This is a genomic window from Tolypothrix sp. VBCCA 56010, from assembly GCF_050875635.1.
In the GTDB taxonomy this organism is placed as follows: domain Bacteria; phylum Cyanobacteriota; class Cyanobacteriia; order Cyanobacteriales; family Nostocaceae; genus Hassallia.
In genome coordinates this window covers 22,947-46,406 of sequence record NZ_JBPAOH010000048.1, presented here as the reverse complement: position 1 = coordinate 46,406, position 23,460 = coordinate 22,947, and the positions used below count along the sequence as shown (strand labels likewise).

Here is a 23,460-nt window from a genome sequence, read left to right as displayed (position 1 = left end):
CCCATTCAGATGCGGTACAACATTATATCGTCGCGTGTAGGGGCACGGCACTGCCGTGCCCCTACGGGTGTACCTCACGTAACCGAGAATTGCTATAAACGGATTGCTACATAACTTGTATCTTAAAAGGTAGTGCAATAAAAATCAAAATTTATGAATAGCGAAGAATTAGCGCAATACATCGAAGCCACGAATAGCATCACTAAACCTTGGCTGTTGGTGCAACTGCGACTGAAAAAACTCCAAGAACGTCAAGCGACGCTTTCAGAAAATGACTACGCTAGTGAATTAGCAGACATACACGAAGACTTGATGAATTTGGGCGAGTGGTGGCGCGGTATTGAAAATGAGGTATTTTGATTAGTTAGTTGTTTTACACAGTTTGAGGGCTGAAACGCCATCTTCTCTTTACAAAGCCCAAGTGTCAAACAAACGGTCGTTTGATTTACACGTAACGGTTGAACTCACGGACGGGAATAATCTTTGCAACTCAACAGATAACCTACGCTCCGTTCCGGTGCAGTGATTTGTTAGGCTGCGGGTATACTCGACGATGAATGATTCTAGATTGAGCAATTGCTCTCATTCACCGAAGGCGTTGGGGAGAAAAGCGATCGCCCCTTACCCACATCCTTTCAACTACTCTCCCGCCAATAATCTCGATCCGCATTGTGGATCAAGATGTCGAGGCGACCAAACTTCGAGAGCGTAGTTTCCACTCTTTCTTCGGCAGTTATCTCTACTATCAAGGATTACGTTGCTCGGGAACGCAACTCCACCTGCTTCTCGAATCCTGCTTGCAGCATCAACCGCCACGTTCGGATCGAATCCGGTTCCATCTTTGTTAACGCCTGCGTCATGTATAACGACTCGCGTTCCTCTTTCCGCAAGCAGGCGGGCATAGGCTGCCCCCAAACCTCGCCCGCTTTCAGTAGTAATAGCTACTTAATTATTAAGTAAAATTGCTTAATTCTTCCTGACTTAAATTCTGAACTTTAGTGGGCGTATGCACCGTCTCATGACTAGCTCAGAACTTAGCTACCCAACGATTACCTCAGTTGTTACTATCTGTATAATCCGTACTTACAGTAACCTGCTGCCAAGCATCCAAATCCGTTTTGACCCCTGACAGTTTTTCCTGAATCAGGCTCATGGCATCCGTGCCTAACGCCAGTCGCATCGGTGGATGAGGACTTTCCACAGCTTGAATGATGGCTTGCGCCGCTGATCGTGGATTGCCAAGTTGCTTACCATCCATATCTTTGAACCACTGCAATGAGGCACCGCTCACCGGAGCATAGGCATCAATGGATTGTTCGGCTGCTGCCAGAGAGCGTCCGTTGAAGTCTGTGCGAAATGCTCCAGGTTCAATTAAAGTCACTTTAATTCCAAAGGATTCGACTTCTTTAGCCAGGGCTTCAGACGTGCCTTCCAGGGCAAATTTAGTGCCACAGTAGATACTGCTTCCGCCAAACCCCACTAATCCTGCTGTGGATGACATATTCACAATGTGACCGCTGCCTTGCTGACGCATCAAAGGCAAGACAGCTCGCATTAGACGGAGTGCTCCAAAGAAGTTTGTTTCAAACTGTTGGCGAATATCAGTATCACTGACTTCTTCAAGTGTTCCAATCAATCCATAGCCAGCATTGTTGACCAGCACATCAATTCGACCAAATGTGGCGATCGCGGCATCAACGGCTGCTTGTATGTCTTGGGATAGTGTTACATCCAGACGTATAGCCTTTGCGGTCTCTGGATAGTGCTCAATCAAAGCGCGAATTTGCTCTGGTTCGCGAGCAGTAGCCAGCAGGTGGTCGCCCTTCTTCAACACAGCTTCTGCTAGGGCACGTCCGAATCCTGTTGAACATCCTGTAATCAACCAAACTTTAGGAGCGACACGATTTTTGTCTGCGTTCATTTGTTTTCTCCAATACAAAATCCATGAGACGCGCCTCATATTTCTTACGATAGGAGACAGCCATGCAACTGTCCAATATATATTTGACTAAGATTAATAGGTTAGACATATAAGTACGATGGAATTACGGCACCTGCACTACTTCATCGCGGTGGCTGAGGAACTACACTTTAGTCGAGCAGCGGAGCGGTTGCACATTTCCCAACCCCCACTTAGCCAGCAGATTCGCGGTTTGGAAGATGAACTAGGAGTCAAGCTGTTTGAACGAACGAAGCGGCAAGTGCATCTGACTGAAGCAGGCAAAGTGTTTTTAGAGCGCTCCTATGGAGTGTTAGCGCAACTCGAACAGGCAATCGAAGTGACACAACAGATAGGACGGGGTGAGGTTGGAAGGTTGGCGATCGGATTTGTCGGATCTGCAACGTATACCGTACTGCCAGATATTTTAAGTGTCTTTCGAGAACAGTTTCCTGCTGTAGAACTACGATTGCATGAACTGACGACGCAAGAGCAAATTCAAGCCCTGCATCACAAACAGGTTGATGTCGGCATTGTTCGTTCTGCCATCATCGAGCCAGGTTTGAGTGTGAAATGCATTTTGCAAGAATCATTGGTATTGGCGTTGCCACAAACCCATCCGCTCTCTGCCCAGACTAAAGTGTCTCTCTTTGCTTTGGCAGATGAATTATTTATCCTATTTCCTGCCAAAATGGGACCCATCTTTTACGAGCAGATTATTAACATTTGTCAACAAGCTGGATTTCGTCCGAAAGTTGCTCAAGAGGCAGTTCAGATGCAAACAATCATCGGCTTGGTTGCAGCAGGACTGGGCATCGCTTTCGTTCCCGCCTCCTTGCAAAACTTCCACAGAAGGGGAGTCATTTACAGACCCTTACAAGAGGAGACACCTAAGACCGGACTCTATCTTGCTTGGCGGCAGCATGATTCCTCTCCAGTAATAAGAGCATTTCTCAGCTTGGCACGGAAGACGACACAATGGAAGGCAAATCATGATGATACGTGAGCAGTTAGGGATCAATCACCTCACCTGCGGAGCCTCCAAGTACTGTCTCAGCAGTAACCTGAAGCAGCCTAACTATTGAATCATTGGACTTTTTCCATATATTACCTGACGAAGCGTTTATTTATGCCCATCTACTTGGTCAAAAACTTACCGATGATGGACTTTTGACTCTATACTCATCTACTGTGGAAAGAATGACTATTGACTAAGTGTTATGGATTATCGGGATGCAGGAGTTGATGTAGAGGCTGGTCGAGCTTTTGTAGATCAAATTCGCAATTTGGTTCACAGCACCTTTCGACCGGAAGTAATTGGGGGATTGGGTGGCTTTGGTGGCTGCTTTCAACTACCTGGGGGTTTCAAGGAACCAGTTTTGGTTTCCGGGACGGATGGTGTGGGTACGAAGCTGAAAATCGCTTCTGCTGTTAATCGCCATGATACTGTTGGTATTGATTTGGTAGCGATGTGCGTTAATGATGTGCTGACATCTGGCGCCGAACCGCTGTTTTTTTTAGATTATGTCGCTACAGGGAAGTTAGAAAAAGAGCAATTAACTCAGGTGGTTGCAGGTATAGCTTCTGGATGTAAGCTGGCTGGTTGTGCTTTGCTGGGAGGAGAAACCGCAGAAATGCCAGGTTTTTACTCTTTGGGTGAGTATGACTTGGCTGGCTTTTGTGTGGGAATTGTCGAAAAAAGCCAGATGCTAGATGGTTCTCAGGTGCAAATAGGAGATGTAGCGATCGCACTCCCTAGCAGTGGTGTCCACAGCAATGGCTTTAGTTTGGTGAGAAAGATTATCAATGAAGGCAATTTATCTTGGAGCGATCGCCCCGAATTACTCAACGGTCAATCTTTAGGCGAAACTTTTCTCACACCTACCCGCATTTACGTCAAATCGGTTCTTGCTGCGCGTCAAGCAGGCTTAGAAATTCACGGTATGGCGCACATTACTGGTGGTGGATTACCAGAAAATTTACCGCGATGCTTGGGGAAAAATCAAGCGATTAAAATTAACCCCGATAGTTGGACTATTCCTCCTGTATTTCAGTGGCTAGCTGAAACTGGTTCAGTTAGTCCAGAAGCGATGTATAACACTTTCAATATGGGGATTGGATTTGTCTTGCTAGTTCCACCAAATCAAGTAGAACAGACGATTAATTACTTTCAATCACAGGATATTTCGGCTCATGCGATCGCACAGGTAATTGCTGGTTCAGGCGAATTATTAGAATTACCATACTAAAATATAGGATTTTCTGTTTATATACTGATTACTTTTTTCTTAGTTACAAAGCTTCTCTTTATGCGGAAGTACAATTACCGCTCGATCTTACCTGCGTATTGTACGTAGGTTACTTACTCTAATTGTTACCTTTTATCATAACTACCATCGAAAATACTCATGACCGTCAGCCTTTTAATTTGCTAACGTAGTCTTAACATATTGAAAAAATTTGCTGATGAAGCTGAAAAAATAGCGGCTCCAACACTGATTTACAGTGCTGGTGTTTGTCATCTGTAAATCTATCTTGTTGAGTGTTAGATTGCATACTTTTCAAAAGGGGTTATGGTTGTAAATTTTGCCCGGACTTCTACTTCCAGGGAACTTTTAAAAGAAGTATTCCAGAACATCGACGCACAAAGCTGTCCGAGGTGTTTTAACTTTCACATGCATACTGTCCATTCTGATGGCAGGTTGCAGCCGGCTGCATTGATGGAACAGGCGATCGCTATTGGTTTAAAAGGATTTGCCATCACAGACCATCATAGTATTAACGGCTACCAAGCAGCGCAAACTTGGTTAGAAGACTGGAAGTGGAACAACCCAGGTGCAAATTCTCCTCACCTGTGGAGTGGTGTAGAAATTAATGCCACATGTTTGAATGTGGAAGTTCACATTTTGGGTTATGCTTTTGAACCAGAACATCCCAGTATAAAACGCTATCTGCAAAGAAAGATTGCTACTGGCGAAGATTATCAGATAGCTAATGTGATTGCAGCGATTCACAATGCTGGGGGATTAGCGGTACTCGCTCATCCAGCTCGTTATAGGCGATCGCATTTTGATTTAATTCCCGCAGCTGCTGAGGCTGGTATTGATGGTGTGGAAACGTTTTACGCCTACAATAATCCTAATCCTTGGCGAGCAAGTGCCTTAGAATCAAAACAGGTACAACAGCTAGCTAATGAATTTAATCTTTACAACACTTGTGGTACTGATACCCACGGTTTAAGTCTGCTGCAACGATTATAAAGATGATGAAAAAGCGGTTAAGTAGGAGAACTAAATTAAATGTCAACTCGTAGTAAGGAATGCGCGTCCTTAAAACGCCAGAGCGATAAATCGCTCATTACGAACCCTACTTAATTGCCTGTTTTTCTGTTTTAATGACTATATTATTCCTGAAATTGCGATAATAACCAAGCAACAACTTGGCTTTGATTCATTTGTCGAGTACGTCGAAAAGCTTCTTCTAAAACAGAAATTGCTAAACCAGGTAAAACCTGAGATTGAGTAATTTTGCGACTACCGCCATTTTCTACCGCAAAAGCAATAACTTGGACATTCCGCACATCTATAATCCAGTATTCATCTACTCCTAATTCTTCATACAGCAGACGTTTTTCACCTTTATCATCTGCTAGAGTTGTATTTGCAACTTCAATCACTAAATTTGGCGGTGGATAGTTATCGAGGTTGATAATGGAAGTTCCCCAAGGAATTACATCAGCATTTTCACCAATGTAGTAAGATACATCAGGTTGCGCCTCATTAAAGCCTGTTTTTCGGTAAGTGCAGTTATCCTTGCCATTCATGGGAATGTTTTTAATAGCTGCGTAGTTGCTAGCAGCAACAATAATTATTGTATGATCGCTAGCGTGGTCATTACCTATTGGTGGCATTTCAATCCTCATTTTGGCGTTGTAGTAGTAGCCTTTGGCTTTTTCGCGTGCCGGATTTTCAATTTCTTGGATGTATTCATCCCACGTTGCGGCAACCCAGGTATCAGTCGGTATTTTTGTTTGTAAGTTACTCATAATACGTTGGAATTAGTGATAACCAATTTTGTGCAGATGCAGGCGATCGCAAATGCACTATATTAAGATGTGCATACTCAGGTTTTTGCAATAGTAGCGCATATTGCCTGCGATTTTTATGATAAGTTTGAAGCGCCCATAAAATTATTGAATCACGGCTGAAGGTAGTTTTCCAAGTTTCACGATTGCCATTGCAGACTTCTTGTTGCTTCACCACGCGCTGAAATGTCCGCCAAACTACACGACTTATTACCACTGGGAAAGAATAATCTAACCAAACAACTGTATCAGCTTTTCCCCAAACAATATCGCGCACCATGCTATAATTTCCATCTACTACCCAACTGTTGCCCGAAAGTGCTTGAGAAAGTTTTTCTCTCATCACATCATTCGGCACTTCCACCCAATTCGGTTGCCAGTGCAGATAATCTAGTTCTACATGAGGAATGGTAAGACGCTGCGAAATTTGCTTTGCCAAAGTCGTCTTACCAGAACCGCTAGTCCCAACTACAGAAATGCGTTGCGGTGAGTCCACTCGGCGGTGTCGGTTTCCGTCCCGTCGAAGTGGCGAACCCGAAGGGAGATTCGAGAAAATTCATGTTTCATTTATTGTATAAATTTGTCGAATTTCCTCTAGAGAATTCATTGTCCGCAACCCTTCCCGAATCGCCCTTAATACATCTAAATCGGTAATTTGCGAGATTTCTGGCATTAACTGTAACCCTTGAGAGCCAAATTTCAATTCCAAACCCAATTCAATAGCAGAAAGTAAACCTCGTGTTTCTCCTCGTGTTTCTCCTCGTATCTCTCCTTGCTGCAAAATTTCTTGATACCAGGGAGATTCTTGTAACACAGCCATATCCCACCTCATAATTTGCTGCACTAAAGGACTAGACAATACAAAGCTAGCAAAAAAGGCTAATAGCGGTTCTAGTTCATTTAATTGTTCATCAGCACGTAAAGCTTGTACAGCTTGCTGTACCACCGCGATTTCATCCCCACCTTTCAACACAGGCACAAAAGGAAGTAAGGATGGTAAAGGTTGTTGAAAAACAATCTGTGCGTCAACTTCCCACAAATTAATCACCCGATAATCTTGACGCGCTTGTAACCCTAAAACCTGGGATTCATAGCCGCTGACAATTTCCATTGTCTCCGATGGAGGCAAAATGTTAATCAGTACCGGGTAAACTGGTAAATTATATCTTTCCTCTGCCAGTGCCGCATAAGCACGCATTCGCCGAGGTAGACGGGTGTTGTAACGCAATTGTAACTCGTTCAACACCAAAAAATCCCCGATTTGCGGATGGTAAGCTTTAACTACAACATCGCTTTCTCGGCTAACCCACTGAAATTCCGAAGCCAGAATTTCTCTAGCCAAGACATCGGGGGACTGCGTTACCCATTTTACCCAAGCATCTGGCGCTAAACTAATTAAACGCTTCCCACCGATATCTGCTGCTTTAGCCATCTTTCCTCTGCACCACTGGGTGCATTAAGTTGTATACTCGGCGTTAATCTTCACATAGTCGTAACTCAAATCACAACCCCAAGCTTTACCCGAACCGTGTCCATTACCAACGCTGACTGCAATTATCACCGGATTATCTAAACTTTGAGCTTTGATTGTACTTCTATCCCCCGACAAATCATTACTCATATTCGTAGCCATCATATCTTGTGGTTTAGAAGCATTCGCTGCTGCTTCTTTCAAATAAGCACTCGCTGCATTGCGATCAAAAGCTAAAGGTTGACCATTCTCCATCATCAAGAAATCCCCTAATTTAATTTGCAGGTTTTCTTGCTCAAAAGGAATACCCGCACGTCCAGCAGCAGCAGCGATGCGTCCCCAGTTTGGATCGCGTCCAAATATGGCAGACTTAACTAAAGATGAGCTGGCGATGGTTTTAGCGATTTGATTCGCTGCTTGTTCATCGGTTGCACCACTAACTTGCACTTCAATCAGACAAGTTGCACCTTCACCATCACGAGCGATCGCTTTCGCTAAATGCTGGCATACTGCTGTTAACATCGCTTCTAATTTTTCCGCTTCTGCACCCATTTCCGTAATTGCTGGGGTGCGAGATTGACCGTTGGCAAGCGCTATCAAGCTATCATTGGTACTAGTATCACCATCCACGGTAATCGAATTAAAGCTTCTATCTGCTGCCCGACTTAACATTTGTTGCCACAGAGTAGGTGCAACTGCCGCATCACAAGTGACAAATGCTAACATAGTTGCCATATTCGGATGAATCATTCCCGAACCTTTGGCAATGCCGCCAATTCGTACCGGGCGATCGCCTATACTTGTCTCTAATGCAATCGATTTTGTGACTAAATCGGTAGTAATAATCGCCCCAGCTGCTGCATCTGAACCTGTTTCTGATAATGCTGCCACCAGCTTACCAATCCCACTCCGCAAGGGTTCCATCTTAATTCTCTGACCGATTACACCTGTAGAAGCAAGCAGAATCGATTCTGAAGGCATATTTAGCTCTTGCCCTAATAGCATCGCACATTCTAAAGCATCTAACCAACCTTCGTTACCCGTTGCCGCATTTGCTTGTCCCGCGTTGCAGAGTATAGCACGAGCGCTATGCTTTGCTTGCAAGCGTTGGCGACAATAATCTACACACGCAGCTTTTACTTGACAGGTGGTGAATACACCAGCTGCGATCGCCTCTACATCTGATACTATCAAAGCCAAATCCGGCAATCCCGAAGGTTTCAAACCTGCGGTAATTCCTGCTGCCCGATAACCTCTAGGTGCTGTCACACCACCAGTAATTTCCTGCCAGTCATTCATTATTCGTATCCCTTCAACTATTACTCTTTGCTTGAGGGGCGATTATATCAAGTCTTCGTTACCCAAAGAGTGATAATTTGTTAGTTATTAATAACTTGCCTATTTGAAACGCTGGCAAATTTAGGACAAAAACGAAAAAGGAGAGCTACTTGGGTGGCTCTCCAGATCATCAGGGTGCATCTACTTAACATATAATACCACATCTGGGGTGAGGTGCAATACCCCCTAGCAATTTTTTTATTTTTGATTTGGGATTTTGGATTACAGTGGTTTTCACATACACCGATTAGACCACTTTCTATTTTCTGCGTTGACTGTGGTATGTGCAAGATATGAGCCTCAAAAGGGTGTAGGGTGCGGGGTGTGGGGTGTGGGGACCCACGCTTAAAAACGTGGGATTGAAACAAGGACACCGTATTTCGTTGCACTGCGTGTCTGGAAATACATCTTTTATTTCTGGTGGGCTTTAAACCCACCCCGCATATGATCTTTTTCTTTCCCTACACCCTACACCCTACCCCCGACACCCTAATCTTTTGTAAGCAATTTCTTTGGCAACCATAAAAACGAAAAAGGAGAGCTACTTGGGTGGCTCTCCAGATCATCAGGGTGCATCTACTTAACATATACTATCACATCTGGGGTGAGGTGCAATACCCCCTAACAAGTTTTTTCGGAAAATTAGTTCGACGCAATTTCTCCCAGAATTCTAAAAATGAAAAAGGAGAGCCACTTGGGCAGCTCTCCAGATCATCAGGGTGCATCTAATTATCACAGTATAGCATTTTTGGACTGAGGTGTTGCACCCATCTTTTATGTAAGTTTTATCAAATTATTGTGAAGAAGTATCGGGGAAAATACAGTGAAGGGGGGAAATGGGGCATTGGGCCCTATCGCATTGGGCCCTATCGCATTGGGCATTGGGTGGGGGAACCCCACCCCTACTTGTCTCCCTTGTCTCCCTGTCCCCCTTGTCCCCTTGTCTTTTTCTCTAAGCGTTCAACTTTTGATCTACTAATTCGTTAGTCAGTTTTGGATCTGCGCGTCCACCAGTTTGTTTGAGAACTTGTCCGACAAAGAAGCCTTTGAGGTTGGTTTTACCGCTTTTGTATTTTTCTAGTTCTTTGGGATTGGCGGCGATGATTTGGTCAATAATCGGTTCGAGTACGCTAGCGTCAGAGATTTTCTCTTCACCTTTAAATACTTTATCTGGAGAATTACCAGCTAGCAACTCTGGTAATTTTTCTTTTGCTTTGTTACTGCCGATGGTACCCTTTTCAATGAGGGTGATAACTTTTGCTAAGTTGGTAGGAGTAAGGGCAATTTCGGTGATGCTGAGTTTTTGCTTGTTGAGGTAGGCGGCGATATCGCCCATAATCCAGTTAGCAGCTTGTTTGGGATTTGCACCAAGTGCGATCGCCTCTTCAAAATACGCAGCAACATTGCTTTCCTCAGTTAACACCCGTGCATCGTAAGGTGAAAGTCCCAAATCAGATTCATAGCGCTGGCGTTTTTCTGCTGGTAACTCTGGCAGTGTACTGCGCCAAGCGGCTAATTGTTCGTTAGTCACCTCAATTGGTGCTAAATCTGGTTCTGGGAAATAGCGATAATCGCTGCTTCCTTCTTTAACGCGCATACTAATAGTGCGTTGAGAAGTTTCTTCCCAAAGACGAGTTTCTTGAATAATGCGATCGCCTGCTTCTACTGCGGCTATTTGGCGTTCGATTTCGTATTCTATCGCTCTTTGAATGGCGTTGAAAGAGTTCATGTTCTTAATTTCCACCTTCGTGCCAAACTCTCTTTGTCCAATCGGACGCACAGAGATATTGACATCACAGCGGAGAGAACCTTCTTGCATGTTACCATCACTCACGCCGATATAGCGGAGAATGCGGCGTAATTCTTGAGCATATTCAGCAGCTTCTTGTCCGGAACGCAAATCTGGTTCCGAGACAATTTCTACCAAAGGCACACCTGCTCGATTGTAGTCTACCAGAGAATAAGTAGAACCACTAAGGCGATCGCTTCCCGCGTGAACTAATTTTCCGGCATCTTCTTCCATGTGCAGACGAGTGATGCCGATTTTTTTCCGCAGCGGATTACCATTAGCATCGACTAACTCAATTTCTAACCAGCCATGTTCAGCGATCGGTAAGTCGTATTGAGAAATTTGGTAATTTTTCGGTAAATCCGGATAAAAATACTGTTTGCGGTCAAACTTGCTATATTTAGCGATTTGGCAATTTAGGGCTAAACCCGCTTTCACAGCGTATTCCAATACTTTTTCGTTGAGTACGGGTAATACTCCAGGTAGACCCATACAAACCGGGTCAATGTTAGTATTGGGGTCAGCACCAAAAGCGGTAGAACTATTAGAGAAAATCTTGGTGTTAGTACTGAGCTGACAATGGGTTTCTAGACCAATAATCGCTTCGTACTCAGTTTTTACAAGAGCAGATGAAGTCATATAATTATTTGCTTGGGCATAATCCTTCTTTAAGGTACTATTTTAGCCTTCTGGTGACTGTCGCTGACTCTTAAAACCGCGCTGAATGATGCGAGATTGCCGCTCACTGAGATAATAATGCCATAATAACCGCGTGGCTACTGCTCTCCAAGGTCGCCAAATTTCAGCTATAAGTTCAATTTCTGCCGATGAAGGTCGATGTTCTAATCGTTTAACCTTCTGTATAGCTAATATTAACCCCAAGTCACCTTTGGGTAAACTATCCGATCGCCTGAGTGCCATCATTAAATATATATCAACTGTCCAATCGCCGATACCTTTAAGTTTTTTCAACACAGTGCGTACTTCTTCATCATCCATCGTGCTGAGGCTAGATAAATCAAGCTGTCCTGCAATGATAGATTGTGCTAATGTGCGTGCGTAAAGAGTTTTTTGCCGACTAAATCCAATTTGTTTGATTTCGACATCATCAAGTTGCAGAAATAACTCTGGAGTAATTGGAGATATAGCTGCTTGCAAACGAGTATAAACTGCTTTTGCTGATGCGAGAGAAACTTGTTGTTCTAAAATAATTTGAATAAGTGTAGAAAAACCGGGTTCGCGTACCCAAAGCGGTGGTGTACCAAAGCGAGTGAAAATTTCCGCCAAGTCTGAATCTCGTGATATCAGAAAGTTCAAACCGTCAGCAAAATTATCTTCAGTTAAAATTTTTGGCGATAACATTAGAAAGATACCTTAACAGTGCTAGTTACGCGCAAAACAGATTCCTGTTGAAATTTTCGCTTATAACTTGCTATCACCTCTTCAATCATCTGATTTTTAGTGCGGCTATTTTCGTAAATCAAAATGACTAACTTGGTTTTTTCTCTGGTCAGTTTTCCAGAACTATTTAGATATTGCCCGTATGCATCTATTACAGTTAATCCTTCACGAAAGCGGGGTGTAACTACACGGTTCAAAAATAGCTGCCATTCTAACTCTGATATTGTATCTCCTCCTAATTTGGATAAGCCGAAGTACAACTCATCTTTTGTGAAAATCTTTTCAGTGGAATTTTGAGTAGATGTCTGTGGTGACTGTGCGCGAACAAATGTATTTGTGTGAACAGGGGCGATAAAAAGTAAGCTTGTAAGAATTAGGCTGTTTACACTTTTTTGCATTGTCATTAAATCGATTTTAGTGAAGCTTGTAGCGTCAACTAAGTATAAGACACTATTAATCACAGGAAGTTATAGCGCAAAAAATCGTTGCTCAAAACCACGTTTTCAAATGCGCTGAAGCGCACTCTACTATTTATAAAATCGTTTGAATAGAAGGTTTCTAGAGATTTAATCTTGTAATGAGCGATTGAGCGATTCATCGCTCACTACGAAGAAGAAATTCTTAAAATTATTGGTCGAGTATTAAAGTGTAAAAATCTTCTAGGTAATTTGATTCTTTGACGGCAATTAGTTTACCTGCAATTGTGAATGCTGCCCAGTAGTAAGGGTGATTGTAAAGCTTTTCATCTGCTGCGAGTTTTCTAGTTCTATACATTTCTGTTGCTAAATACGCTTTAATTCTCAATTCATCGGCAGGCAAAGTGTTTAGCAAATCTTCATACCATTTTTTCAATTCTCCAACTGTTAGTTCTTTTAGCCATTTTGTGGCTTCTGCCAAGGCTGTTGCTTCTAATTTGTTTGGCTGTCGTCGTCGATAATACTCAATCATCAATAAGGCATTTGCAGTTGATTCTACAGTCCACAAGGTACTAATTACATGAGCAGAACCACGACTTAAAAAACCATTCGCTAAACCTAGATACTCGGTGGTGATGGTTTGCTTGGTAGTAATAGCAGTTTCGCAAGCTGAGAGAGTAACTAAATTGTAGCTTGCAAGTGTCTTTTGGTAGATTTCTTCTAAGGTTAGTTTATCTTCACCTGATAATACCAATTGTGATTTTTTCGGCTCAATAAAATTGTCGATTCCATGACCTGTAAAATGAAATATATTGTAATCACAAGATAAGGCAGATTCTACTACATTTTTAGTCGCTTGCGCTCCTTGGAGTCGTTTGGGATTATCAAACATTTGGCTAATAGTTTCCGATTCAAGTTTGGCAAATTTTAGTGGCGGATAAACTGTACTGTTGGGATGTTCAATACTTAATAATTTCTCTTCATTTGCCTGGGGTTCTAGTTGGTAATTTAGAGATAAGCCGATTTGAGCGCTTGGCAAATAGGTAATTGTGTAATTTGCATTTATCGGCGATTCTGACTCAGAATAAATATTGAAAAGAGCATGAAGAGGAAATCTATGTAAGTCGCGGTGGGGAATTAATATTAATTGGTTGATGCCTTCAAGTTCGTGTTCAATGGTGGAAATATTAAGGATATTTTTCAGATGCAAAAGCCTCTGTTCCATATCCACTAACCAGGAATGATTATCTTTGCTTTGTTTGTCTTGATCTAAGCTGCGATATTCCTGATATTGTTGATTCCAATCGTCTAACCAATCTTCTAATTCCACCAAAATTTGCACGGCTTCAGGTAGGGGAAATTCATCACTTACTGCGGCACTAATTATGGGTGTAAAGACGGGGATGGGTTCTGGGGCATTATCTTTGATTATGAAGGTGCGTAAAGCGTAAGGGCTGATATGCCAGTAAATGATTGCGGTTGTCGGATTAAGTAGTTGTTGAATTTCCGCATAATTAGGTGAAGAGATGTCATCAGTCCAACCAAAAATCAGCCAAGTTAAACAAGCATTTTTGTTGTATTCGGCGATTTCTAAAGCTTGTCGCCATTCGCCAGATTGTATAGCTAAATCAACTGCTAACTGTCCAAAACCAGCAAATTTCAAAGCTAATTGTTTTTTACTTTCTTGAGAACTTGGTTCATTTAATAAATGTTGCCATACATCTGTAGCGTATTGTAATAGTTCTTGTGCGTATGTGATTTCCCCCAAACCTAAAAGCGCTTTAATCAAGTTTTGCAATACTTCTAGATGCAATTGGGGAAAATCTTCTTGTGTGAGGGTTAAAAGCGCCTGATTGTACTCAGATACGGCTTGATGCCAATAATAGTGGGGTGCGGGATGTCTTTTTCCTCGGTCGTAGTGTGCGTTGGCGATCGCTAAATGCAATCTTCCCCAACCTTCTTGGTGTGTATCTTGGCGAACATAGTCCAATCCGGCTTGGTAACTAATCAATTTTGCATCATAATCGCCTTCTTTCAAAATCGGATTTACTGCCATTCCTGCGGATGTACCTCGACCAATCCAAGCTTCCCAGTAATCTGGTTGAAGTTGCAAAGCACCATCATAAGCGGCGATCGCTTCTACAAATTCTCCGATATGAAACAGTGCTACTGCTTGGTTGTACCAAGCTAAGTGAAATTCCGGATTGATTTCTATCGCTTTGTCATAAGAGGCGATCGCTTCTGTTCGCCGTCCTAAATTGTCTAAGGCGATACCTCTATTGAACCAAGTTAAGTAAAAATGCGGTTGAAGTTCTAAAGCTTTATCCCAAGACTCAATTGCTTCTGACCATTGTCCTAATTGTCCTAGCACTACGCCTCGGTCAATCCAAACTTCGGGATAATCTGGATCTAGATCGAGTGCATTGTCGTAAGAGGCGATCGCTTCCGAGTTTCGTTGATCTACGGCGAGGGCAATTCCTCGGTAATACCAGTTTTGCGGGTCGTCTGGTTGCAATGAGAGTGCTTTGTCGTAACTAAAAACGGCTTCTGATAACCTTCCTAATTTCAGCAACGCGAAACCTCGGCTAGACCAAGCTTCTTCGTAGTCTGGCTGAATTTCCAGTGCGACATCAAACGAAGCGATCGCCGATTCAAAATGTCCTAATTCGCCTAAGATGCCGCCTCGATTGTACCAAGCTTTAGGAGAGTCTTGTTTAAGTTCTAACGCTCTGTCATAAGAGGCGATCGCATCTTCAAAGTGTCCTAAGTGAAATAATGTCAAACCTCGATTAAACCAAACTTCATACATAGACGGGTTAATTTGTAAAGCTTGATTGTAAGAAGCGATCGCCCCTGACAAATCACCAGTTTTGGCTTGTTGAAGTCCTTGATAAAACCATTCTTGTGCCTGAGTATCAGTACTAACTAGTAGTGGTGGTTCAGTTTTTGGAATTGCCAGTCCCGAAGCAAGTTGCTGGACTAAACTGGTACTTTGGTCTAATCTGACCAACAACTCATCTAGGGTTTGGGCTACATCTGGTTCTAAATTTGCCAGCGACTCATCCACATATGTTGTTTGTGCGGATGCTTCTGGGCTGTTTTCCGCCAATGTTTCGTTAACAGAGATTGAGCGATCGCTTATTACCTCTTCCACAACAGGCATTATACTTTCAACTTCTGGCGCTTGAAACTCCCATACCAGTTCCCTCAAGTTTTCTATCAATTCTTCTTCGCTTTGAGTTTCCTCTGGTGCAGGCGTTATACTTTCAGCTTCTGGCGCTTGAAACTCCCATACTAATTCGCCGTTTTGTATTTCCCGGTTTGCGTCAGCGCTTGGCACATCCTCAGTACTAGTTTCTGTTTCAGCCGCTTCATACTGCCATTCGAGTTCTTCAAAGTTTTCCGCATCCCCAATTTCAATAGAGGTGAGAATTGCTGTAGACGTTGTATGTTGTGTATTTTCCTCGTTTTCGTCCCAATAAATTTCTCCTAAATTCCGCGTCAACAACCGGATACCAATGTCATAAGAAAGATCGCCAATTATGCCGATACCAAGTTCACCCAGTTGCACCATTCGCGTTGCTAACTGATTATTCGGTGCGGGTGATGCTAACAATTTTTCGCCAAAACTCAGCAACCAATCTAGCCAGCGGTCAACACTAATCCGATTTTCGATCCGTTGCAGATATTTCTGCGCCCACTGTTGTCCTCGTGCCTGATGTACGCCTTCTAGCAGTTGGTTATACAAAACTTCAAGATCGGCGTTTGTTAATTCCGGTGCTTGATGCACCACATTTTGTCTTTTTATACGGTTTTGAGAACGAGTCCGTCTCGTGCCAAAGGCGCGTTTCCAAAATTTATTAAGCCACTGAACTAGCCGCTTGAGCATCTGCCGCACTCTGGATGTTGTTTCTCATAGATTTTAACGAGCGCAGTGTTAAAAAAAGTAAGCATTACGTAAAAACGTAGTAGATTATCAAGGGGAATGGGGAATGGGGCATGGGGCATGGGGCATGGGGCATGGGTAATGAAGAATGGGGAATGGGTAATGCAAAAAACGCTTTCCCAATTCCCAATGCCCATTGCCCATTGCCCAATGACGGCAGGTGCCTCAACGGAACGGCAGTCGCTACAACGCGCTTAACCCGCGCAACGCGCTGCCTCGGAAACCTCCGCACGGCACTGCCTCCCCAATGCGATAGGGCCCATTGCCCATTGCCCATTGCCCATTGCCCATTGCCCCATTGCCCATTGCCCCAGTCCTATTGATTCGCAGCTTGAAATTGATTAAACAATTCCTGGACAATCAATTGCGGATCGTCTGTCTCAATTCCTAACTGTTGGGAAATTTGCTGGCGTAAGCTTTCATCCTGCTGCAACATCACAAACAACTCGTCTAGGGTGACGGTTTGCAATTCTTCCTCCGGTACAGTTTCTGACTCTGCTGCGGGTGCAGGATCGGTTGATAATTCTTTTTTGGGCGGGTTTTCTAACTCTGCTGCTGGTGCTGTTGCTTTATTCATTTGTTCGGGTTCAGGAGTGGTCTTGATAGCATCTGGTCCCTCATACTCCCATACTGGTTCGCTGACATTGCGTGTCAACAGTCGCATTCCAATATCATAGGCAGCATCGCCGACTTCGCCGACTTCCAATTCACCCAGATCCACCATCCGGGATGCTAATTCATTATTAGGTGCTGATGATGCTAGCAATTTTTCACTAAAGCGCTGTAACCATTCCAGCCAACGTTGAGTTGAGATGCGATGTTCAATATTATGCAGCCACTTCAGCGCCCAAGCTTGCCCTCGTGCTTGATGTACTCCTTCTAAAAGTTCGCTGAAGAGAAATTCCAGATCCGTATCGCTCAGGGGTGGAGCGGGTTCTTTTTGAACATCACCCACTGATGACGATGAAGTCTGTTTTTTACCAAACAAGCGTTGAAAAAACCTTTTAAGCCAGTGAAGGAGCCTATTGAGCATCTGCTGCACCCCTGAGTGTTGGTTATTTTAAGATTGTAGCGATGTCTACGATACACTCGATCGCTTAAGCGCTTTGCGAATTAGGAATTATAAATTAAAAATTCATAAATTTTAACAGTCTATATGAATTTTTATGTTGATGCAGACGAGAAAATCAACCATTAGAAGGAAGACAATTAGAAGCGGCAATTTCGCTATCCACAATAAAGGGCGGTAAGTTTAAAATAGTTTCATGGCAAACTATGATTGAGTGCTACTAATTAACCAATCTTCTTGGCATTGACGTTTCAATTCCATGTCTTACGAACCGCTGCACCACAAGTATCGCCCAAAGAGTTTTGCTGAATTGGTGGGTCAAGAGGCGATCGCCTTGACTCTCACTAACGCTATTCGCACAGCTAAAATAGCCCCAGCATATTTATTTACTGGTCCGAGAGGGACGGGGAAAACCTCTAGTGCGAGAATTCTCGCCAAATCCCTCAATTGTCTTAATAGTGACAAACCCACAGCAAAACCTTGCGGCATCTGCGATGTATGTCAGGGAATCACTAAAGGCTATTCTCTAGATGTAATAGAAATCGATGCCGCCAGCAATACTGGTGTCGATAATATCCGCGAACTCATTGAAAAGGCGCAGTTTGCCCCGGTTCAATGTCGCTATAAGGTTTATGTGATTGATGAGTGTTTAACAGGAGACTCTCTAGTTTTAACCAGTGAAGGTCTTGTTAGGATTGATGACCCTAACATTAAGGGTAAAAAGGTTCTCAGTTACAATGATGCAAATCGAAAGTGGGAATTCCAAAAAGTTGTCAGATGGTTAGATCAGGGAGAACGTCAGACTCTGGTTATCAAGACAACAAACCGAGAAATTACATGTACGGGTAATCATTTAATCAGGACAGTTGAGGGATGGATACCAGCAAAACACCTGAAAAAAGGAGCGAAGATACTATCCCCTGCGAGTGTGGATGCGGCACCCTCATTGACAAATTTGGCACGGATGGATATATCCGGAGATTTGTCAGAGGACACCACTTTAAAAACAATACATACGGGCAAAAATCATACGATCTGGAATCCATTCTTAAACAAGCTGAACTACTGCGACCTTTCTGTGCTTGCGGATGTGGAGAAAAGCTTGATGTTCCAGCCTTTTTGCGAAAAAAAGGCAAAGGACTTGTCACCATACAATCTCACTGGCAAAAACATCCATATCAAAAAGGACACGGAATTTGGGAACTTAGAACAAAAAATTTCCTTGCCGAAGCCGAGATTTTGTCACCAGAAATACTGGGACTTATTTATGGAACCTTGCTGGGAGATGGGTCTATCACTTACCCAAATAAACACAGTAGATTCCCTAGATTATGTTGGACACACGCAGAAACACAGCAAGAATGGTTGGAATACAAAGCCGATCGCCTTCAAAAACTGCGACCAAAGCTACGATTTGCGGCTAATAAGGGATACGGAAATACATCACTTAAGAGCAAAACATTCTGTCATCCCCAACTTAAAGATGTCTTTGACATTGTTAAACCGAATGGGGACAAAAAACTCGTCTCTATCGACTGGCTTAGTAGAATTACAAAAGAAGGACTTGCTTGGTGGTTTTGTGATGATGGTTCACTCAGCCTCAGTCCACAAGGAAGTCCACAGATTCAATTGCATACTGAAGGATTCTCTGGGGAAGAAAATCAAATTATTGTCAGATGGCTTACAAAAATGGGTTACCCAACAAAAACAAAGTTTTACACAAGGAGTAGCACAGGTAAGACATACCACTACATATCGATGGGAGCGAACACAAGTAGAAAATGGTTGGCAGACCTCAAACAATATTCCATACCCGCAATGGACTACAAATTTGGAAACGGTCGAATCTGTCCACCTCGCTGGAGTTGAGCAAGTTTATGATATAGAAGTTGAGCATAATCACAACTTTGTGGCTAACGGTCTGTTAGTCCATAATTGTCACATGCTCAGTAATGCGGCATTTAATTCGCTACTAAAGACACTAGAAGAACCACCGAGACACGTTGTCTTTGTTTTAGCGACAACAGACCCGCAAAGAGTTTTACCAACGATTATTTCTCGCTGTCAAAGGTTTGATTTTAGGCGAATTCAGGTAGAGGCAATGGTGAAGCATTTGAAAGCGATCGCCAGCCGAGAAAATATCAATATTTCTGATGACGCTGTAAAATTAGTTGCCCAAATTGCTCAAGGTGGATTGCGCGATGCAGAAAGTTTGCTCGACCAATTAGCACTATTATCGGGTGAAGTGACACCAGAGCGAGTTTGGGATTTAGTCGGTTCGGTAAGCGAACAAGAAATGCTTGTATTGGTGAACGCGATCGCTGACAATAATCCGGAAGCGGTTCTTGACAGCACCCGCAAAATCCTTGACCGTGGTCGCGAACCTTTAACTATTCTTCAGAATCTTGCCGCATTCTACCGCGATTTACTCATCGCTAATACTGCACCCAAACGCCAAGATTTAGTTACTTGTACAGACCAAACTTGGAAAGCGATCGTTGAATTCGCCCAACAGTTAGACATAAATACAATCTTGACAGGACAGCAACACCTGCGAACCGCTGAAGTGCAAATCAAAAACACCACTCAGCCGCGTTTGTGGTTAGAAGTCACATTGCTAGGCTTATTACCCAGCGCCAACACCCAATCCGCAGCCCCAAGCCTAGCACCCATCACTACCCCAACAGCATCGCCAAGCAATCATCGTCCCCCCACTCCCTCATCCTCCCCCACTCCCCCATCTCCCTCACCTCCCCCATCTCCCCCCACTCCCCCACTCCCCCACTCCTCCACTCCCCCCACTCCCCCACACCACGCTTCCCCCACACCTCCAGCAGAATCCAACGATGCTTCACTTGCAGAAACTTGGCAAAAGGTAGTGACTTACCTACCAGTTTCTACAGGTTCATTGCTGCGTCAAATGTGCCATCTGATTGAGTTTGATGGTAATCTTGCTCGGATTGGAATTAAATCGCCAGCTTGGTATAAAAGGCTTCAGACAGAGCAGCCTGTAATTGCCACAGCCTTTGAAAAAGCTTTCCAGCGTCAGATAAAAGTAAATCTAGAATTAATTAGCGGGTCGTCACCACCTTCTACTCCCCCAAAGCCTAACGACGTAAAAGCGCAACCTCCGCCGAGTTCTCAAAGTAATAATCAAAGCGATAATATAACCCCGCCAGCAGAAGTTTCCCAACCAGCAAAAAACCGATCCGCAAGAACTGAATCTCCCTCAGTTCCGCAAGCAGTGCAAATGCCTCCACCGCGATCGCCTGCACCACCTTTCTCCGTCGCTGATATGGAAAATGCCGATCTAGTGGCGATCGCAGCTCGAGGTCTGGCGAAATTTTTTGATGGTCAAATTATCCGCTTCACAGAAGAAGTTGTAGAAGTGTCAGATACAACTACACCTGATTTGTTAGAAGAAGCGGAAGAAGATTAGGGAATTGGGAATGGGGCATGGGGCATTGGGCATGGGGCATTGGGCATGGGGCATTGGGCATTGGGCATTGGGCATTGGGCATGGGGAATAGGTAATAGAAAGAAATTGTCTCCCTTGTCTCCCTTGTTCCTAGTCCCCAGTCCCCAGTCCCCAGTCCCTAGTCCCCAGTCCCCTGATGCAGTGTTTTCACCCATTTCAACCGCTTTGGTCTGACTGACACGCGGGCAGTGGCGCTACTCATGACTACAAACCAGTGGAACATGTATATAATTCCGCGTAATGTCTGAAGCAAAGGCACAAAGTAGCTAGAAACGCGAAATTTTTTCTCTTTATCTTGACGTATCCGCTTTAGACCTGCGAACATACCCGCCATTGACATGGTGACTGTCAAGCCGCTGACTGGACTTAGAATTGGTGGACGATGACGGGCGATCGCCATCAATAAATCTGGTACTGCTGCTGTCGGTAAAATATACATAATCAGCAAAAACATCAGCAAATCCCAGGTTTTACTTCTCCCCATGCGGTTACGGAGAATTAAATCCCAGTAATCTAAATAGCGCTGATATCCGCCTTCTGCCCAACGGTTGCGCTGATGCCAAAGAGCGATCGCATTCGTCACGCCCTCTTCTTCCACCGCTGGATTAAAAGCACAATCAATATCCCAGTCGTTTAAATGCAGGCGGAATGTCAAATCCAAGTCATCGGTGATGGTTTCTTCATTCCAGCCCCCGCAGCATTCCAAAGCTTCGCGCCGGACAAATTGACCATTTCCCCGCAGCTCGCCGATTCCACCAATGGCAATCCGCCGCTTTTGGAAAACGGCATCAACTGCCATTTCTGCCATTTGACCTTTTGTCCAAAAGTTTTCTTTGGCGTTGGCGATCGCTTTTCGCACCTGCACCGCCCCCAGCTTTTCTTTAGCAAACAAGGGTATTACCCGCAATAGCAAGTCTGGCGACACAATCGCATCAGCGTCAAACACCGCTATAATTTCCCCTTGTGTCAGTGGCAAAACTTGATTTAATGCCCCTGACTTACCGCCACTCGCTTCTGCTGAACGTCTTAATACTTTTAGGTTATTGTATTTTTCCGTTAGTTGTGCTAATACCTGCGGCGTTGTGTCGCTGCTGTTATCGTCAATTATCCAGACTTCGTAATTCCCTTGCGGGTATTTTAGACTACAAAGATTCTTGACTAAATTGGCAATAACTGCTTCTTCATTTTTAGCCGCCACTAATACAGATACTTTTGGTAAATCACCCAGCATTTCCTCTTGGTAGGGGAAGAAATTATTCTCCCCTACTAAGTGTTCTTTGCCCGGTCTAGCAAACACGATTCTCAGAGCGTGAATTCCTAAGATAGTGGTCAATCCGAGGATAAAAATAGAACCCCAAGAAACTAAATGTAAAGCGATCGTGCCGCTCCAGACTACAGTCAAAACTAGAGCGGCTTTTTTTCTCCGACCTTGAAACCGGGATGGTAGAAACACGGGATCGGTCTCTACTTCCTCTAACTCATCATCTCCCGATACATCAGAAAATAAAGAGTTGAGCGGATCAAGCTCGTTGTAAGAATCGTTTTCGGGCCAGGAATTCGCTGGCATAAGTTACTTGATTCAATAACCAGTATTTGTCTACACCCATAAAGAAGCTGGGTATCAGGTAACACCAAACTGTGCAACCTTCACACACTTTTAGCTTACCTTGAGATTGGCGATACTTTTCCACTTCTTCTGACTCACGATAGAGTTCGTAAAGTCGCCCGTTAATCGGAACTCCGGTTTGGGCAAAATGGTAACAAGGTAGTAGCAGCTCGTCATTGGGAGAAATCGCAATCACGGCATCCACCGCCTTACAGCGGGGATTTTTAGTGTCATTGCCCCCAGCTTCAATAAAAGCCAATGCAGCCTTATTGTACCCGACATTTTTATATTTCCTCGCAGTAGCTTCGATTGCCGCTACCATTTCTGGGGTAGGGTTCTTATTAGAGTTGTATTGGTCATAAGCTGTAAAAGCAGGGTTTAGCCAGACGCGAACACCTAGTTTTTGTCCTAATGCTGCGACTTCTTGAATGCGATCGTAATTTTGGGCAGTAACGGTATGATTTAGTACCGGGTACTCTCCTAAAGATTTAGCGATCGCTACCGACTCTACCAAATTGTCAAAAATCTTCACACCACGCGAGTGATCGTGAGTTTCTGCATCCGCACCATCCAAAGAGAAATTCAAAAAGTCTACTAAACCTTGAATTTCCTTAGCTTTTTTCGGATACAAAATGGTATTCGTCGTCATGCTGGTATAAAAACCCCGCAGTTTTGCCTCGGTATAAATCTCCCCGACATCATGTCTTAATAAAGGTTCGCCACCCGTAAAGTCTACATATTTAGTCCCCAAACGGCGTAAATCTTCTAAATTACGCTTAATCGTTTCCAAATCAGCTTCTTTTCCCGGTTCTAATGCCCAAATGTTGCAAAAGTGACACCGGGCATTACAGCGATACGTCAAGTAATAATTTGCAACCAGCGGAGCCATAGTGTAAACCCACTAAAAGTTTTCCTTAAGACAT

The 23,460-nt window shown here is 43.7% G+C and carries 19 protein-coding genes; 6 read left to right on the top strand and 13 right to left on the bottom strand.

Annotated elements, in window-relative coordinates; all coding sequences use genetic code 11:
• Window positions 1–153 precede the first annotated feature (153 nt).
• On the top strand, window positions 154–360 hold the full coding sequence (locus AABK37_RS17920; protein WP_432552901.1) for a hypothetical protein: 207 nt from the start codon (window positions 154–156) through the stop codon (window positions 358–360).
• 694 nt (window positions 361–1,054) lie between these two features.
• Here AABK37_RS17920 and AABK37_RS17915 read toward each other — a convergent pair.
• Window positions 1,055–1,921: an oxidoreductase gene (locus AABK37_RS17915; protein ID WP_432552900.1), complete on the bottom strand. Its 867-nt coding sequence runs from the start codon at window positions 1,919–1,921 to the stop codon at window positions 1,055–1,057.
• A 118-nt stretch (window positions 1,922–2,039) separates the two neighbouring features.
• Here AABK37_RS17915 and AABK37_RS17910 point away from each other — a divergent pair, with 118 nt between their 5' ends.
• The 3 genes from AABK37_RS17910 (at window position 2,040) to AABK37_RS17900 (ending at window position 5,199) form a co-directional block, all read left to right on the top strand.
• The gene (locus AABK37_RS17910; RefSeq protein WP_432552899.1) at window positions 2,040–2,945 is read left to right on the top strand and encodes a LysR substrate-binding domain-containing protein; all 906 of its coding nucleotides are present in this window, start codon (window positions 2,040–2,042) and stop codon (window positions 2,943–2,945) included.
• A 214-nt stretch (window positions 2,946–3,159) separates the two neighbouring features.
• A complete protein-coding gene (gene purM, locus AABK37_RS17905; protein WP_432552898.1) occupies window positions 3,160–4,188 on the top strand; it encodes a phosphoribosylformylglycinamidine cyclo-ligase in 1,029 nt (342 codons plus the stop codon).
• 324 nt (window positions 4,189–4,512) lie between these two features.
• Complete coding sequence (locus AABK37_RS17900; RefSeq protein ID WP_432552897.1) at window positions 4,513–5,199, top strand: PHP domain-containing protein; 687 nt, start codon at window positions 4,513–4,515, stop codon at window positions 5,197–5,199.
• Between the two features lie 143 nt (window positions 5,200–5,342).
• Here AABK37_RS17900 and AABK37_RS17895 read toward each other — a convergent pair whose 3' ends face one another.
• From AABK37_RS17895 to AABK37_RS17860, 8 genes are all read right to left on the bottom strand, one after another.
• The gene (locus tag AABK37_RS17895) at window positions 5,343–5,984 is read right to left on the bottom strand and encodes a Uma2 family endonuclease (protein WP_432552896.1); all 642 of its coding nucleotides are present in this window, start codon (window positions 5,982–5,984) and stop codon (window positions 5,343–5,345) included.
• Window positions 5,977–6,519, bottom strand: coding sequence for an NB-ARC domain-containing protein (locus AABK37_RS17890; RefSeq protein WP_432552895.1), 543 nt, complete (start codon window positions 6,517–6,519; stop codon window positions 5,977–5,979). The genes AABK37_RS17895 and AABK37_RS17890 overlap by 8 nt, the downstream gene beginning before the upstream one ends.
• 60 nt (window positions 6,520–6,579) lie before the next feature.
• Window positions 6,580–7,455 carry an Rpn family recombination-promoting nuclease/putative transposase gene (locus AABK37_RS17885; protein WP_432552894.1) on the bottom strand — a complete coding sequence of 292 codons (876 nt, stop codon included), beginning with the start codon at window positions 7,453–7,455 and terminating at the stop codon, window positions 6,580–6,582.
• Window positions 7,456–7,479: 24 nt separating this feature from the next.
• Window positions 7,480–8,793, bottom strand: a complete 1,314-nt coding sequence (gene argJ / locus AABK37_RS17880; RefSeq protein WP_432552893.1) for a bifunctional ornithine acetyltransferase/N-acetylglutamate synthase — start codon at window positions 8,791–8,793, stop codon at window positions 7,480–7,482.
• 991 nt (window positions 8,794–9,784) lie between these two features.
• Window positions 9,785–11,260: an Asp-tRNA(Asn)/Glu-tRNA(Gln) amidotransferase subunit GatB gene (gene gatB / locus AABK37_RS17875; RefSeq protein WP_432552892.1), complete on the bottom strand. Its 1,476-nt coding sequence runs from the start codon at window positions 11,258–11,260 to the stop codon at window positions 9,785–9,787.
• A 42-nt stretch (window positions 11,261–11,302) separates the two neighbouring features.
• A complete protein-coding gene (locus tag AABK37_RS17870) occupies window positions 11,303–11,983 on the bottom strand; it encodes a DNA-3-methyladenine glycosylase family protein (protein WP_432552891.1) in 681 nt (226 codons plus the stop codon).
• On the bottom strand, window positions 11,983–12,420 hold the full coding sequence (locus tag AABK37_RS17865) for a DUF3574 domain-containing protein (RefSeq protein WP_432552904.1): 438 nt from the start codon (window positions 12,418–12,420) through the stop codon (window positions 11,983–11,985). The genes AABK37_RS17870 and AABK37_RS17865 overlap by 1 nt, the downstream gene beginning before the upstream one ends.
• Window positions 12,421–12,649: 229 nt before the next feature.
• A complete protein-coding gene (locus tag AABK37_RS17860) occupies window positions 12,650–16,327 on the bottom strand; it encodes a tetratricopeptide repeat protein (protein ID WP_432552890.1) in 3,678 nt (1,225 codons plus the stop codon).
• A gap of 110 nt (window positions 16,328–16,437) precedes the next feature.
• Here AABK37_RS17860 and AABK37_RS17855 point away from each other — a divergent pair, with 110 nt between their 5' ends.
• Window positions 16,438–16,707 (top strand): hypothetical protein, encoded by a 270-nt coding sequence (locus AABK37_RS17855; RefSeq protein ID WP_432552889.1) that lies wholly within the window; start codon window positions 16,438–16,440, stop codon window positions 16,705–16,707.
• Here the strand turns inward: AABK37_RS17855 and AABK37_RS17850 are convergent.
• Window positions 16,701–17,417, bottom strand: a complete 717-nt coding sequence (locus tag AABK37_RS17850; protein ID WP_432552888.1) for a hypothetical protein — start codon at window positions 17,415–17,417, stop codon at window positions 16,701–16,703. The genes AABK37_RS17855 and AABK37_RS17850 overlap by 7 nt on opposite strands.
• Window positions 17,418–17,712: 295 nt before the next feature.
• On the opposite strand from AABK37_RS17850, the gene dnaX reads away from it, so the two are divergent.
• Window positions 17,713–20,892 (top strand): DNA polymerase III subunit gamma/tau, encoded by a 3,180-nt coding sequence (gene dnaX / locus AABK37_RS17845; protein ID WP_432552887.1) that lies wholly within the window; start codon window positions 17,713–17,715, stop codon window positions 20,890–20,892.
• Here dnaX and AABK37_RS17840 read toward each other — a convergent pair.
• Genes AABK37_RS17840 through AABK37_RS17830 form a run of 3 tightly spaced genes read right to left on the bottom strand, consistent with a single transcriptional unit; the run spans window position 20,889 to window position 23,426 of the window.
• Complete coding sequence (locus tag AABK37_RS17840) at window positions 20,889–21,086, bottom strand: hypothetical protein (RefSeq protein WP_432552886.1); 198 nt, start codon at window positions 21,084–21,086, stop codon at window positions 20,889–20,891. The genes dnaX and AABK37_RS17840 overlap by 4 nt on opposite strands.
• Window positions 21,050–22,498 carry a glycosyltransferase gene (locus AABK37_RS17835; protein WP_432552885.1) on the bottom strand — a complete coding sequence of 483 codons (1,449 nt, stop codon included), beginning with the start codon at window positions 22,496–22,498 and terminating at the stop codon, window positions 21,050–21,052. The genes AABK37_RS17840 and AABK37_RS17835 overlap by 37 nt, the downstream gene beginning before the upstream one ends.
• Window positions 22,452–23,426, bottom strand: a complete 975-nt coding sequence (locus AABK37_RS17830) for a radical SAM protein (RefSeq protein ID WP_432552884.1) — start codon at window positions 23,424–23,426, stop codon at window positions 22,452–22,454. The genes AABK37_RS17835 and AABK37_RS17830 overlap by 47 nt, the downstream gene beginning before the upstream one ends.
• Window positions 23,427–23,460 lie beyond the last annotated feature (34 nt).